Source organism: Muriicola marianensis, assembly GCF_014638095.1.
Classification (GTDB): Bacteria; Bacteroidota; Bacteroidia; order Flavobacteriales; family Flavobacteriaceae; genus Muriicola; species Muriicola marianensis.
On sequence record NZ_BMFH01000002.1, the window covers coordinates 194,969 to 207,995 of the forward strand.

The window sequence follows — 13,027 nt, forward strand, 5'->3', positions numbered from 1 at the left end:
TCTATCATAAATTAAGCGTATAACCTACCAGAACGTTGGTGTTGATATTGGTCACATTGGCAGGGGAAGGGAATCCCGTGACAAAGAGGGTGTTCTGACGGCTCTGTTCTGCTCGGCTGAAGGCGAGGTCGAGTCTGCTGCCCCCGAAGTTAAATCCGAGTCCGAAGGAAAATGCCGTAAGATCGCCCACTGTAACACCGTCTTCATAAGGGCTGCTCTCAAAACGATACCCCCCTCGCAGGCTCAGGTTCTCGATCCTGTATTCCCCTCCGATACGGTAGGTGTTAACCTGTCCAAGCTGGGAAGCGATAAATGTATTCTCATCACTGAAAGCAGGGTCGGATACAGGGCGTAATTCGGCCTCAGCCATATCCTGGTATCCGTAATCGAAACTGATCAGGCCCTGGGGTCCGAAGACGATCGCCAGGCTTCCTGTAAGCTTGGCCGGAGTTTTGATCCTGTACTCGTCAAAGAGGTTGACCACGTTGAAATCGATAAAACCGATCTCTGAGTCGGCCAGGTCCGAATTGATTCTCTGTGAGGTATCGTCCAGGAGTCTGTACCAGGTAGGCGACTGGTAACTACCACCTATTCGTACGTTTTCGTTCATCACCGCGATGGCCCCCAGGCTGAAGGAAAAACCTGATCCCTCTGTACGCAGGTAGTTGTCGAAGTTGACAAAGCTGACAGGGGAGCTGGCATCGTATCCCGTCTCGGTGAATTCTGTATACTGGTCGAATAGCACATCGTGGAAGTTCAGGGAAGCTCCGAGAAAGAGATTCTGTTGGTACTGACCGGCTAAATTCACAGTGAGTTTGCTGTTGTACCCGTTGGTCCGCTTAAAGTATTGCTGGTCGACATTATTGTAAACGGCATTGGATACATATGCAGTATTGTTGTTGTCGGTTTCATCCACCGGGTCGATCACTCCACCGTAATACCCCAGGAAAGCCTGCTGCTCCCTGAATCCGAGGTTGGCACCTATGTCGAGATATGCCTCTTCGATAAATTCACCGTCCTGTATCAGGAGAGATCCGAAAGGGACTCCCTGGGCAAAATTCAGAAAGTAATTGTCGATTCCCTGATTGCCGTTTCCATTGACGAAGACCTCATTGTCAAAATTCCTCGCCATATCGTAGTTGAGGGCCAGGGAGATCTTTTGCCAGGGGGTATTGGGATTACGGCTCTTAAAGACGAATACGCCTCCGAGCTGACTGATATCGACCGAATTCCGGACCTCGGTGGCAGGTGAACCAAAGTAGGTGGATTCGTTATTCTGATGGTAATTGGCCCCGGTTATGGTAAAAAGGCTGTTGGCGAAAACAGCGGAACCTGCGGGATTGATATTAAGGGCAGACATATCTCCTCCCAGGGCCCCGAATGCACCGGCCATTCCCTGGAAGCGGGCCGTTCCCTGGAGGTTTTCTGTGCTGTATCTCAATACGTCATCGATGTTCTGAGCCGATATGGCCAGGCATGACAAACCCATAATGAACGTTAGAAATCTTTTCATTGTACCTGATTTTAAGAGTGAAAAATAAATGGGATTTTTACATCCTGCCGCCTCGGCCAGAAGATCTTCCTCCTGAAGACCTGCCTCCTCCGCTTCGCATACCGCTGGAAGATCGGCCGCCACCGGAGCTTCTCATGCTTCCTGAGCTTCGGCTGCTACCGCCTGAACTCCTGAAACTACCCGAGCTTCGACTGCTGCTTCCCGAACTCCTGAAACTGCCGGAGCTTCTGCTGCCGGAACTTCTCGAGCTTCTGTAAGCACCGCTGCTGCGTGAACTCCTGATCCCGGATGAGGATCTTGAGTAACCCGACGATCTGGGGGTCCCGGACGAACGGTAACTTCTGTTAGAAGATGGCCTTGCGGTAGTCCCGCTGCTTCTTCTGTATATATTGTTCCTGGATGAAGAATATCCGTTGTACCTGCCTTGCGCAGAACTTCTGTTGTAATTAGGAGACACACGCGAGCTTCTGCTGGTGCGGTAACTCCTGTTCCTGCTGATCGCGTCGGCACTGACCGATCGCCTGGCAGTGGTACCTCCTCTGTAGGTAGAAGAACTCCTCACCCCATTCCTGGAACTCAGGTTAGACCTTCCGCTATCCCTCAATCGGGTATTTCCACGGGGTGTATTCAGATTAGACCTGCCCCTGAAGGAATTGGCTGCCAGGGAATTGTTATTGTAGAAACCTCTGCGAGACCTGTTGTATCCAAAGCGGCTGTTATAGGGATATCCGTAATATCCGCCCCAGCCCCAGTTATTCCAGCCCCAGCCGTTCCAGGCCCAGGCACCGCCCCAACCCCAGTTGTTCCAGCCCCAACCCCAGTTCCAGCGATTCCAGCCCCAGTTCCAGCGATTCCAGCCCCAACCCCAGTTGTTCCAGCCCCAGTTGTTCCAGCCCCAGCCCCAGTTGTTCCATCTCCATGGACTGTAAAGGCCACCCCAGTACCAGCCGCTGTATCCCCAGAAAGGATCGGCCCAGATGGGATTCCATCCCCAATTGTCATTGATATTGATGACCACATTGGTAGGGTTATCTCCCCAGCCGGGATTACCGGCATAGGTTTCGTCAGAATTAAAATAGTCTGAGTCTCTCATGATGGCAAGGCTGTCTTCCTCAACCCCGCTGTAGTAAGAATCCACGTCAGTGAAGATCTCACTGTCCATATACTGGTCTATTTCCTCTGCTCTCCTGCCGAAGTAGTCTCCGTAAATTCCATCGTCCGCCTGTCTCGCCGGTCTTTCAACCGTTCTCGGCGTATTGTACACGGTGCGCTGCTCTACTCCTGAACCGTAAATTCCGTCATTGTCGTAGTACGATGCCTGCTGATAGGAACCACAGGAAACCAGCCCGATGCCCAGTAGGCCCAGGACGGCTTTTTTCAGGTTTTTTAGGAGGGGTAAGGAAACTATCATGGGTGTAAATTTATATTGTTGAACATTTTAAAAATAGTTAGTTTTGCCCAACTATTCTTGAAATAAGTTGCAAGTTTTGTGCCAAAGTATACTAAATGGGTAAAAATTTAACGACGCGAAAGGAAGATTATTCCAAATGGTATAATGAGCTCGTGATCAAGGCTGACCTGGCCGAGAATTCGGGTGTGAGGGGGTGTATGGTGATCAAACCCTACGGGTATGCTATCTGGGAAAAAATGCAGGCTGGGTTGGACAAGATGTTCAAGGAGACCGGGCATGAGAATGCCTATTTCCCCATTTTCATACCGAAATCCTACCTGAGCAAAGAAGCCAGCCATGTGGAAGGTTTCGCCAAGGAATGTGCCGTGGTTACCCATTACAGGCTAAAGAATGCCGAAGACGGCAGCGGAATAATAGTAGACCCCGAGGCCAAACTTGAAGAGGAACTGATCGTAAGGCCTACTTCAGAAACGATCATCTGGGATACCTACAGGCGCTGGATACAGTCGTACCGAGACCTGCCCCTGCTGATCAACCAGTGGGCCAATGTGGTCAGATGGGAAATGCGGACCCGACTCTTTTTGAGGACTGCGGAATTCCTCTGGCAGGAAGGGCATACGGCCCATGCCACGGAACAGGAGGCCATTGAAGAGGCTGAAAAAATATTGGACATCTATGCCGATTTTGCCGAGAACCATATGGCGGTTCCTGTAATCAAAGGGACCAAGACCGAAGTGGAACGATTTGCCGGGGCTGTTGAAACGTATTGCATCGAGGCCCTCATGCAGGACGGAAAGGCGCTGCAGGCGGGTACTTCCCACTTTCTTGGCCAGAATTTCGCCAAAGCATTCGACGTCAAATTTGCCAACAAGGAAGGACAGCAGGATTATGTTTGGGCGACCTCATGGGGGGTTTCAACCCGACTCATGGGTGCGCTGATCATGACCCACAGTGATGACAATGGTCTGGTGCTTCCCCCAAAACTAGCTCCCATTCAGGTGGTGATCGTACCCATCTACAAGGGAATGGATCAATTGGAGGCTATTTCGGAAAAAGTGGATCCTCTGGTAAAAGAATTGAGGTCGAAAGGAATCTCCGTTAAATACGATGACAGGGATACGCATAAGCCCGGCTTCAAGTTTAATGAATACGAACTGAAAGGGGTGCCGGTGAGGCTGGCCATAGGACAACGCGACCTGCAGAATGAAACCTTTGAAGTGGCTCGGAGAGACACCCTGGAAAAGGAAACGGTTAAAGCCTCTGAGGTGATCACTCACATAGAGGAATTACTGGAAAAGATACAGGAGAATATCTATAACAGGGCATTGGATTACAGGGATGAGCACATTACAAGGGTGGATTCATACGATGAATTCAAAACCCTGCTCGAGTCTAAAGGCGGCTTTTTCCTGGCCCACTGGGACGGGACAGCCGAGACTGAGGAAAGGATCAAGGAGGAGACCAAGGCCACCATACGCTGTATCCCGCTTAGTGACGGAAAGGAAGAAGGGAAATGTATGGTTACCGGAAAGCCTTCCTCCCAAAGGGTGATATTCGCCAAGGCCTACTAAGTGCCCTTCAAAAAATAATCGGTGGGTGTTGTGGTAGTAAAAAATAATTGTATTTTTGCATCCGCAATTGCGCAAACCTATGGCCCGTTCGTCTAGGGGTTAGGACGCCAGGTTTTCATCCTGGTAACAGGGGTTCGATTCCCCTACGGGCTACAAGGCAGATCATTAGGATCACGCCGTTGATATATTGAATTTTGGCCCGTTCGTCTAGGGGTTAGGACGCCAGGTTTTCATCCTGGTAACAGGGGTTCGATTCCCCTACGGGCTACTGGGAATCCGCCGGGAAGGCGGCTGAAAACATTAATTATAACAAGATGGCAAATCACAAGTCGGCATTAAAGAGAATCAGAAGGAATGAAGCAGTGCGCCTGCGCAACAGGTACCAGCACAAGACCACGCGTAACGCGATCAAGAAATTGCGCAACGAGTCTGACAAGAAAAAGGCCAATGCCCTTTTGCCTTCTGTGGTCAGTATGATCGATAAACTGGCGAAGAGAAATATCATCCACGATAACAAAGCCGCCAACCTGAAGAGCAAGCTCACCAGAATGGTGAATACCCTCTAATAAAATATCCTCAATGGTAAAAACCCGGCCCTGCAGCCGGGTTTTTTATTCCCTTTATTTTCAGATTCTATTTAACAAAAAAATCCCGGGACATTGCTGCACCGGGATCTTGATTTTATAAGGAAAACCTACTGACTCATCGTCATCAGGAATTCTTCGTTGTTCTTGGTCTGCTTAATACGCTGTTCCATGAATTCCATAGCTTCTATGGGATTCATATCGGCCAGGTACTTCCTCATGATCCACATACGCTGGATCACGTTGTCTTCCAGCAACAGATCGTCCCTTCTGGTAGAAGAAGAGATGAGGTCGATGGCAGGGAAGATCCTTCGGTTGCTGATCCTGCGGTCTAACTGCAGCTCCATATTACCGGTTCCCTTGAATTCCTCGAAGATCACCTCGTCCATCTTAGAGCCCGTCTCAGTCAGGGCCGTAGCGATGATCGTCAATGATCCCCCGTTCTCAATATTCCTGGCGGCACCGAAGAAACGCTTGGGTTTGTGCAGTGCATTGGCATCCACACCCCCACTGAGTACTTTTCCGGAGGCAGGCTGAACGGTATTGTAAGCCCTTGCGAGCCTGGTGATGGAATCGAGCAGGATGACCACATCGTGTCCGCATTCTACCAGGCGCTTGGCCTTCTCCAGGACGATGTTGGCTACCCTTACGTGTTCCGTGGCTTCCTTGTCGAAAGTAGAGGCAACTACCTCACCTCTTACATTTCGCTGCATATCGGTTACCTCTTCTGGTCGCTCATCGATCAGAAGGATGATCTGGTATACCTCGGGATGGTTAGCCGCAATGGCGTTGGCGATATCCTTCAGCAACATGGTCTTACCAGTCTTGGGCTGGGAAACGATCATACCCCTCTGTCCCTTTCCGATAGGAGAAAAGAGATCGATAATACGGGTTGAAATATTGCTCTGCCTTTCTGCTAGCTTGAATTTCTCCCTGGGGAAGAGGGGCGTGAGGTGCTCAAAAGCCACCCTATCCCTAACCACCTGGGGGTCCTGTCCGTTGATCTTGGAAACCTTGATCAACGGGAAATATTTCTCACCTTCTTTTGGAGGTCTTACATTCCCGAGGACGGTATCCCCTGTCTTCAGTCCGAACAGGCGGATCTGAGACTGGGAGACATAAATATCATCCGGTGAAGAGAGGTAGTTGTAGTCCGATGATCTCAGGAAACCATATCCGTCTGACATGATATCCAGGACGCCTTCACTCTCGATGATGCTGTCGAATTCGTATTCAGGTTGTTTGTATTTGTTCTTGAGGTCCTTGTCGTAGTTCTGGGACTTCTTATCCTGCCCGTTATTCTGGTGGTGTGATTTGTTGGTATTCTGTGACTTGCCTGAATGGGAGGAAGATTCTTTCTTTTTATGGTCTCTTTTAGAATGTTCCTTTTTTTGGTGGTCTTTCTTTCCGGCTTCATCGGAGCTTTCTGGAGCCTTGCTTTCTCTGCTCTGGGGTTGCGTACCGGAATCTTGTGCCTCACCACCGCCTTCATTGCGGGTCTTTCTGGGCCTTGGTTTGCGTTCCCTTTTGCGCTCCTGGGGAGCAGCACTCTCAACAATCTCGGCGTTTTCTTTCACCATTTTGGGATTGCTGGCCTGGAGGTCGAGGATCTGATAGACCAGATCTAATTTTTTGAGGGTTTTGAACTTGGGAACTTTGAGGTTTTCGGCAATACTCTGAAGCTCAGGTAGCTTCATTGCCTTTAAATCGGAAATCTCAAACATTGAGTTTTGAATAAGTTATACGTAGATCTAAAAATTCGAAGTATTGATACTTGGATTAACATGGGAATGGATTCCCAGTGGGTAAGTGCTATCTGAGATAACGCTTCAAAATTACAAAATATTTTGAATATTTGGTGGTTAATATTTAAAAAGACCTTTATTTTTGCAGGGCTAAAAACCCTTTAGTACATGATCCAGCGCATACAGACTCTCTACTTAATAGGAGTCATCCTCCTCGGGGCCGTACTGCCCTTCTGGGTTTCGCTGTGGACAGATACTGATAACGGGGTTGTATTTGCAAAGAATGAAATCGCGGTTTCGCTGGCCTTTTACGGGACAGCAGTTTTGGCTGCCCTTGCCATTTTTAAGTACAAGGACAGAAAAAGCCAGTTCGTACTGAACCGCTTCAACATGATAGTGAATCTTTTTTTACTGGGATTTTTCGTTTACCGGTCGCTAAACTTATCCGGAGGGGCTCAGGTCTCGGAGAAGGGTATTGGGATGCTGATTCCTGTTTTTTCTATCGTTTTACTGGTCCTGGCCAACAGGGCCATCAAAAAGGATGAGGATCTTGTAAAATCTGTTGACCGCTTACGTTAAACCTAACATCTTAGTAGTATTAGTGCGTGAAACCCCGGTGTCCAAACCGGGGTTTTTTGCATTTTAAGAATTTGGTCAGCTCCCCTTATCTCTTGCCGAGTTCTATTACCTCGAGATCTTTGATTTCACTGCCATCAATCACAAACCGAAGCATGGTCCGAACCTGGTGAAAGCCCTGTTTCCCGCAGGCTCCGGGATTCATATGCAGCAATTCCAGTTTTTTGTCCCACATCACCTTCAGGATATGAGAATGGCCGCTGATAAACAGCTTAGGAGGATTTTCGGCAATTTCGCGTTTTATCCTGGGGCTGTACCGGTTGGGATACCCTCCAATATGGGTCATCCACACGTCGACACCTTCACAGGTAAAACGCGCATCGAGAGGAAATTCCCTTTGCAGGACCGCATTGTCTATATTCCCGTAAACGGCCCTCAGGGGCTTGATTGCTGATAGCCGGTCTGTTACCTCTATGGTGCCTATGTCCCCTGCATGCCAGATCTCATCGGCCTGGCGGGCGTACTTGCAGATCGCCTCGTCCAAATATCCGTGCGTGTCTGAGAGCAATAAGATTTTGGTCATTTTAGGGGTATATTTGTGCGTTACAAAAATAGAATTTCACTTTGAGATATTTTATTGAGTTTTCCTATGACGGCAGTGCCTACCATGGATGGCAACGCCAGCCCAAGGCCATCAGCATCCAGCAGACCATGGAGGAAGCCATGTCTACCCTGTTGAGATCTGAGGTAAAGCTCGTGGGTGCGGGAAGAACAGATGCCGGGGTACATGCTCGCCAGCTCTTTGCACATTTCGATCTGGATGAAGCTCCGGATTACGCAGACTTGGTCCACAGGCTGAACTCCTTTCTTCCTGAGGACATTTCCGTAAAGCGAATCCTGCCCGTAATTCCCAATGCTCATGCCCGCTTCGATGCCCTGGAGCGCACCTATGAATACGTGGTGGTGCAGCGCAAAGACCCTTTTTTGTTCAACTGGGCACATTATGTCCATCTTCCCCTGGATGTACAGGCAATGAATCTCGCCTGTGCCGAATTGCTCAAACACACCGACTTTGAATGCTTCTCCAAGTCGAATACAGACGTAAAGACCTATGTCTGCCACCTCAAGGAAGCAAGCTGGAGTGAACAGGAAGACAGGCTGGTTTTCAGGATCACCGCAGACAGGTTCCTTAGGAATATGGTCCGCGCTATCGTCGGTACGCTGCTGGATGTAGGTTTGGGTAAATCGGCAGTAGAAGATGTTAATCATATTATAAAAAGCAGGAACAGGAGTGAAGCCGGGGTTTCCGTGCCCGCAAAAGGGCTATATTTGACGAGGATTTCATACCCGGAATCCCTATTTCAAATTCATGGATAAAGAAACCGGCAAAGCCTTTGATTACCGTCTCTTTAAACGCCTGATCGCCCAGACCAGGCCGTACAGGGTCACCTTTTACGGGGTTGCACTGGCAGGTATACTGCTGACCTTCTTTGCCGTACTTACGCCCTATATCCTTCGGAACATCATCGATGATGCGATCAGCCTAAAGGATATGGACCTGCTCCTGTGGCTTTCCCTTGCCATGCTGGGCGTCCTCCTGGGCCAGGTGATCTTCCAGCTGCTTTTCAACTACTACGCCAACTGGCTGGGAGAATCCGTCATCCGTGATATCCGCGTCCTGCTTTTCAAGAGGATGCTGGGTTTCAAGATGAAATATTTTGACAATTCATCCATAGGGGTGCTGGTCACAAGGGCGGTAGCCGATATGCAGCGCATAGGGGAGATCTTTAGTCAGGGTTTTTTTACCATTGTTTCGGACCTCCTGAAAATGCTGGCAGCGGCCAGTATGATGGTCTATATGAACTGGAGGCTGGCCCTTATGGTCTTCGCCATCCTGCCGGTTATCCTCTACGCAACCCGACTCTTCCAGAAAGCCATGAAAGTGGCCTTTATCGAGGTGAGGGCCCAGGTCTCCAACCTGAATTCCTTTGTGCAGGAACGCATAACCGGTATGAAGATCGTACAACTGTTCAACCGTGAGAAGATCGAAAGCGAAAAGTTCAGGGAGATCAACAAAAAACACCAGGATGCCTGGCTCAAGACGGTCTGGTACAACTCCTTCTTCTTTCCCGTTGCGGAGATCGTGACCTCAATTGCGATCGGACTGGTAGTATGGTACGGGGGACTGCGGAATATCGCCAATATCGAGGTCGACCTTGCCGGAACTATTTTTGCTTTCATTCTCTACATTGAAATGCTCTTTCGCCCGCTCCGGCAGATCGCAGATAAGTTCAACACCCTCCAAATGGGGATGGTGGCAGCCAACAGGGTATTCAAGATCCTAGACACGGACAGCAGAATTCAGGATGACGGTACTTATGAAAAGAAACCCGTTTCCGGTGACATCAGTTTTAAAGATGTGCGCTTCGGATACCTGGAAGACGAAGAAGTGCTTCACGGAATCTCATTTGAGGCAAAAGCAGGGGAGACCGTCGCCATAGTTGGGTCTACAGGAGCGGGTAAATCGACCATCATCAACCTCCTCAACCGATTTTACGAGATCAACAGCGGGAGCATCTGTGTGGATGGAGTCGATATACGAACATACACCCTCTCCTCCCTGAGAAAGAACATCGCTATCGTCTTGCAAGATGTCTTCCTCTTTGCGGATACCATTGCCAACAACATCACCCTGAAGGATGATTCCATCACCACGGAGACCATTGAGGAGGCCGCAAAGCGCATCGGGGTACACGACTTCATTACCACCCTGCCGGGGGGCTACCAGTACAATGTGAAAGAACGGGGTACCATGCTCTCCAGCGGTCAGCGCCAACTGATCGCCTTCCTCAGGGCCTATGTCACCAACCCCAGTATCCTGGTGCTGGACGAAGCCACCTCTTCCGTGGATACCTACACCGAGCAACTGATCCAGAAAGCCACGGACAAGATCACGGAAGGACGTACTTCAATCATCATAGCACACCGCCTGGCCACAGTTAAAAAAGCAGACAAGATCATCGTCATGGATGCCGGAAGGATCGTGGAGATAGGAACCCACAAAGAACTGCTCAAGACAGACGGATACTATTCCAAGCTTTATGAAGCCCAGTTCCTTGCAGAGGAGGAAAACGTAGCCTGATCCCCTATTGCTGAGGCGCAAAATCCTGTAGTTCCAGTGTACCCGTCATAAACATGACGATGTAGAAAAGGATGATGATGCCGATATACCCTATCGCAGTCAGGATAAAAAACAAGATCGCCCTTAGTGTGGCAGCCGCGGCTGCGTACCGATGAATCCTCTGCATGGCGAAGACACTGTACCCGATCATAATGAAAAGAGTCGGGAAGCTCAGGTCGATATAAGATGTAGGCGCAAAAATCAGGACCATCAGGGAAATCGGAAAAAGGAAGATACTCCACTGAGAAAGGATGTAGATGTAGGCGATGATATATTCCGAAAGCAGATAGTCCTTGCGGTTGAAGGTCAGGTAGCCCGCGACCGCAAATACCGGGATGTAGAGGATAAAAAACAGGGAAGAGTAATCGTAAATTGAATTGTAAAGTTTTCCGGCCACCTCTTCAGGGAGCTGTCGCCCGTAGGCAAAGAACATCTCCGGGGTCATGACCTTCTGCATCACAAAGATGATGATCCCGGACAATGTCAGAGCGATCCCGAGATGGCTAATGGGGTTGAGGAACCTTCTTCGAACCCCCTGAATATAAGAATCGATCACCATCTCTGGCCGGACAATTAACTGAGCAAAAGTCCGGAAAAATGAGTTGTCCAAGTCAAAAACGCGTTGGGAGATCTCATAGGTCAGGTTTCTGAAGGTCAGGCGATTCAAGATCACTTTGGCTCCGCAAAACGAACAAAAATTGGATTCAGAGGTCAGGGGCTTCTCGCAATTTTTGCAAATCATACTAGAGCAAGTCTTTTTTGATAAGGGTCTCCAATTCCCGCAAGTCTTTATAGATGATAAATTCCCCGTTCTTAATGTAGGAAATGCTGCCGGTCTCTTCACTGATCACCAGGGCCAGGGCATCTGTCTTTTCAGTGATCCCGATAGCCGCTCTGTGCCTGAGGCCAAATCTCAGAGGGATATTGCGTTCCTGCGACAGGGGGAGGATCACCCGGGTGGCGATGATGCGGTTACCACGGATGATGGCAGCGCCGTCGTGCAGGGGACTGTTCTTGAAAAAGATACTCTCCAGGATAGGCAGGTTGACCTCCGCATTCATCCTGTCGCCCGAGGATTTTATGAAATCCAGGGAATTGTTTCGCTCGATGACCAGGATGGCCCCGGTTCGACTTTTCGACATTTTCTCACAGGCTTCAATCACTACTCCCACCCTCAGGTCCGGGTCGATCCCATCCTGTTTTAAAAAACTGAAGCGCTTCCCAAAATTGCGTTTATTGGCGAGATTTGTAGAACCGATCATCAGGAGGAATTTGCGGATCTCCTGCTGGAAGACCACGATCAGAGCGATCAATCCAACCTGCATAAAACCACCCACCACACTGCTGATCATCTTCATGCCCAGTAACTGGGTGAGCTTCCAGAAAGCCCAGATAAATACGATCCCAAGGAAAATATTGACAGCGGCAGTGCCGCGAACCAGCTTATAGATGTAGTAGAGGAGTATGGCGACAAGAAGGATATCCAGGAAGTCTGTAATCTTGAAATCCAGAAAATTCAGAAAGTCCAATCCGGTCGTTTTTGTAAAATTAGAAAAAATAGTGGATTCCAGCCTACAGGCTGGCATCACTTAGTTTGCGATACAGGGACACACATTCCTCAGCTTCCTTTACATCGTGAACCCTGAGGATATTTGCCCCTCCCTGAAGGGCCACCATATTCAGGGCAGTGGTGCCATTCAGAGCTTCCGCCGGTGTTCCTCCGAGCACCTTGTAGATCATGGACTTGCGGCTCAGGCCGGCCAGGACAGGTATCCCAAAGGTATTGAACAGTGACAGCTGCCTCAGCAATTCGTAATTCTGAGCGATATTTTTGGCAAATCCGAAACCGGGATCGATCACCAGGTCGTGTATCCCGAGAGCCCTGGCTGCAGCCAATCGTTCCGAAAAATAGAAACGGATATCCTCGATCAGATCAGTGTACGTATTTAAATCCTTCATCGTACGGGGATTTCCCTTCATGTGCATCATGATATAGGGGACCCGTGCCTTTGCGACCGTCTCCATCATTTCCGGATCCAGATGGCCGGCCGAAATGTCGTTGATCAGAGCCGCACCCGTATTCAGGGTTTCTTTCGCAACCCTGCTCCTGAAGGTATCTATGCTGACCAGGATGTCCGGAAAATGCTTCAGCAGGAGTTCTAACACCGGGACAATACGACGTAATTCCTCTTCTACTGGAATATCCTCTGCCCCCGGCCTCGAGCTGTAAGCACCGGCATCTACGAAGGTTGCACCCTCCTCAAGCATCTTTTCCGTTTGTGAGAGAATGCTCTTTTCGTCCTTGTACTTCCCGCCGTCGTAGAATGAATCGGGAGTCAGGTTTAAGATCCCCATGACCTTGGGAGTGTTAAGATCGATCAGTTGTCCTTTGCAGTTCAGGGTCATCATAGGTAAGCGCGCAGTGTTCTGCGAGAATTCATTTTGC

The 13,027-nt window shown here is 49.4% G+C and carries 12 protein-coding genes and 2 tRNA genes; 7 read left to right on the top strand and 7 right to left on the bottom strand.

Features of this window, described 5'->3' with window-relative positions:
• Positions 1 to 4: 4 nt before the first annotated feature.
• Both IEV19_RS11845 and IEV19_RS11850 read right to left on the bottom strand, forming a co-directional pair.
• Entirely contained in the window at positions 5 to 1,513 is a 1,509-nt protein-coding gene (locus tag IEV19_RS11845; protein ID WP_188370951.1) for an OmpP1/FadL family transporter, read from the bottom strand.
• 37 nt (positions 1,514 to 1,550) lie between these two features.
• Positions 1,551 to 2,924: a hypothetical protein gene (locus IEV19_RS11850; RefSeq protein ID WP_188370952.1), complete on the bottom strand. Its 1,374-nt coding sequence runs from the start codon at positions 2,922 to 2,924 to the stop codon at positions 1,551 to 1,553.
• A gap of 95 nt (positions 2,925 to 3,019) precedes the next feature.
• Between IEV19_RS11850 and proS the strand changes: the two genes are divergently transcribed.
• From proS to rpsT, 4 genes are all read left to right on the top strand, one after another.
• Positions 3,020 to 4,495, top strand: coding sequence for a proline--tRNA ligase (gene proS, locus IEV19_RS11855; protein ID WP_188370953.1), 1,476 nt, complete (start codon positions 3,020 to 3,022; stop codon positions 4,493 to 4,495).
• Positions 4,496 to 4,576: 81 nt separating this feature from the next.
• Positions 4,577 to 4,648, top strand: a tRNA-Glu gene (locus IEV19_RS11860).
• Positions 4,649 to 4,691: 43 nt separating this feature from the next.
• Positions 4,692 to 4,763 (top strand) — tRNA-Glu (locus IEV19_RS11865).
• Between the two features lie 46 nt (positions 4,764 to 4,809).
• Positions 4,810 to 5,061, top strand: coding sequence for a 30S ribosomal protein S20 (gene rpsT / locus IEV19_RS11870; protein ID WP_188370954.1), 252 nt, complete (start codon positions 4,810 to 4,812; stop codon positions 5,059 to 5,061).
• Positions 5,062 to 5,189: 128 nt separating this feature from the next.
• On the opposite strand, the gene rho is transcribed toward rpsT, so the two are convergent.
• A complete protein-coding gene (gene rho / locus IEV19_RS11875; RefSeq protein ID WP_188370955.1) occupies positions 5,190 to 6,803 on the bottom strand; it encodes a transcription termination factor Rho in 1,614 nt (537 codons plus the stop codon).
• Between the two features lie 189 nt (positions 6,804 to 6,992).
• Here rho and IEV19_RS11880 point away from each other — a divergent pair, with 189 nt between their 5' ends.
• Positions 6,993 to 7,403, top strand: coding sequence for a DUF4293 domain-containing protein (locus IEV19_RS11880; protein WP_188370956.1), 411 nt, complete (start codon positions 6,993 to 6,995; stop codon positions 7,401 to 7,403).
• Between the two features lie 85 nt (positions 7,404 to 7,488).
• On the opposite strand, the gene IEV19_RS11885 is transcribed toward IEV19_RS11880, so the two are convergent.
• Positions 7,489 to 7,983, bottom strand: a complete 495-nt coding sequence (locus IEV19_RS11885; RefSeq protein ID WP_188370957.1) for a metallophosphoesterase family protein — start codon at positions 7,981 to 7,983, stop codon at positions 7,489 to 7,491.
• Between the two features lie 41 nt (positions 7,984 to 8,024).
• Here IEV19_RS11885 and truA point away from each other — a divergent pair, with 41 nt between their 5' ends.
• Both truA and IEV19_RS11895 read left to right on the top strand, forming a co-directional pair.
• Complete coding sequence (gene truA / locus IEV19_RS11890) at positions 8,025 to 8,777, top strand: tRNA pseudouridine(38-40) synthase TruA (protein ID WP_188370958.1); 753 nt, start codon at positions 8,025 to 8,027, stop codon at positions 8,775 to 8,777.
• Complete coding sequence (locus tag IEV19_RS11895) at positions 8,770 to 10,542, top strand: ABC transporter ATP-binding protein (protein ID WP_188370959.1); 1,773 nt, start codon at positions 8,770 to 8,772, stop codon at positions 10,540 to 10,542. The genes truA and IEV19_RS11895 overlap by 8 nt, the downstream gene beginning before the upstream one ends.
• Positions 10,543 to 10,546: 4 nt before the next feature.
• Here IEV19_RS11895 and IEV19_RS11900 read toward each other — a convergent pair whose 3' ends face one another.
• Genes IEV19_RS11900 through folP form a run of 3 tightly spaced genes read right to left on the bottom strand, consistent with a single transcriptional unit; the run spans position 10,547 to position 12,987 of the window.
• Positions 10,547 to 11,323 (bottom strand): DUF3667 domain-containing protein, encoded by a 777-nt coding sequence (locus IEV19_RS11900; protein WP_188370960.1) that lies wholly within the window; start codon positions 11,321 to 11,323, stop codon positions 10,547 to 10,549.
• Position 11,324: 1 nt separating this feature from the next.
• Positions 11,325 to 12,110, bottom strand: a complete 786-nt coding sequence (gene cdaA, locus IEV19_RS11905; protein ID WP_188370961.1) for a diadenylate cyclase CdaA — start codon at positions 12,108 to 12,110, stop codon at positions 11,325 to 11,327.
• A gap of 43 nt (positions 12,111 to 12,153) precedes the next feature.
• The gene (gene folP, locus IEV19_RS11910) at positions 12,154 to 12,987 is read right to left on the bottom strand and encodes a dihydropteroate synthase (protein ID WP_188371320.1); all 834 of its coding nucleotides are present in this window, start codon (positions 12,985 to 12,987) and stop codon (positions 12,154 to 12,156) included.
• Positions 12,988 to 13,027: the final 40 nt, after the last annotated feature.

What these genes read in the sequence shown, in the direction of transcription:
- IEV19_RS11885 (WP_188370957.1), bottom strand. Translation starts at nt 7,983, where the DNA reads ATGACCAAAATCTTATTGCTCTCAGACACGCACGGATATTTGGACGAG.
- rpsT (WP_188370954.1), top strand. Translation starts at nt 4,810, where the DNA reads ATGGCAAATCACAAGTCGGCATTAAAGAGAATCAGAAGGAATGAAGCA.
- rho (WP_188370955.1), bottom strand. Translation starts at nt 6,803, where the DNA reads ATGTTTGAGATTTCCGATTTAAAGGCAATGAAGCTACCTGAGCTTCAG.
- folP (WP_188371320.1), bottom strand. Translation starts at nt 12,987, where the DNA reads ATGACCCTGAACTGCAAAGGACAACTGATCGATCTTAACACTCCCAAG.
- IEV19_RS11850 (WP_188370952.1), bottom strand. Translation starts at nt 2,924, where the DNA reads ATGATAGTTTCCTTACCCCTCCTAAAAAACCTGAAAAAAGCCGTCCTG.
- IEV19_RS11845 (WP_188370951.1), bottom strand. Translation starts at nt 1,513, where the DNA reads ATGAAAAGATTTCTAACGTTCATTATGGGTTTGTCATGCCTGGCCATA.
- IEV19_RS11900 (WP_188370960.1), bottom strand. Translation starts at nt 11,323, where the DNA reads ATGATTTGCAAAAATTGCGAGAAGCCCCTGACCTCTGAATCCAATTTT.
- proS (WP_188370953.1), top strand. Translation starts at nt 3,020, where the DNA reads ATGGGTAAAAATTTAACGACGCGAAAGGAAGATTATTCCAAATGGTAT.
- IEV19_RS11880 (WP_188370956.1), top strand. Translation starts at nt 6,993, where the DNA reads ATGATCCAGCGCATACAGACTCTCTACTTAATAGGAGTCATCCTCCTC.
- IEV19_RS11895 (WP_188370959.1), top strand. Translation starts at nt 8,770, where the DNA reads ATGGATAAAGAAACCGGCAAAGCCTTTGATTACCGTCTCTTTAAACGC.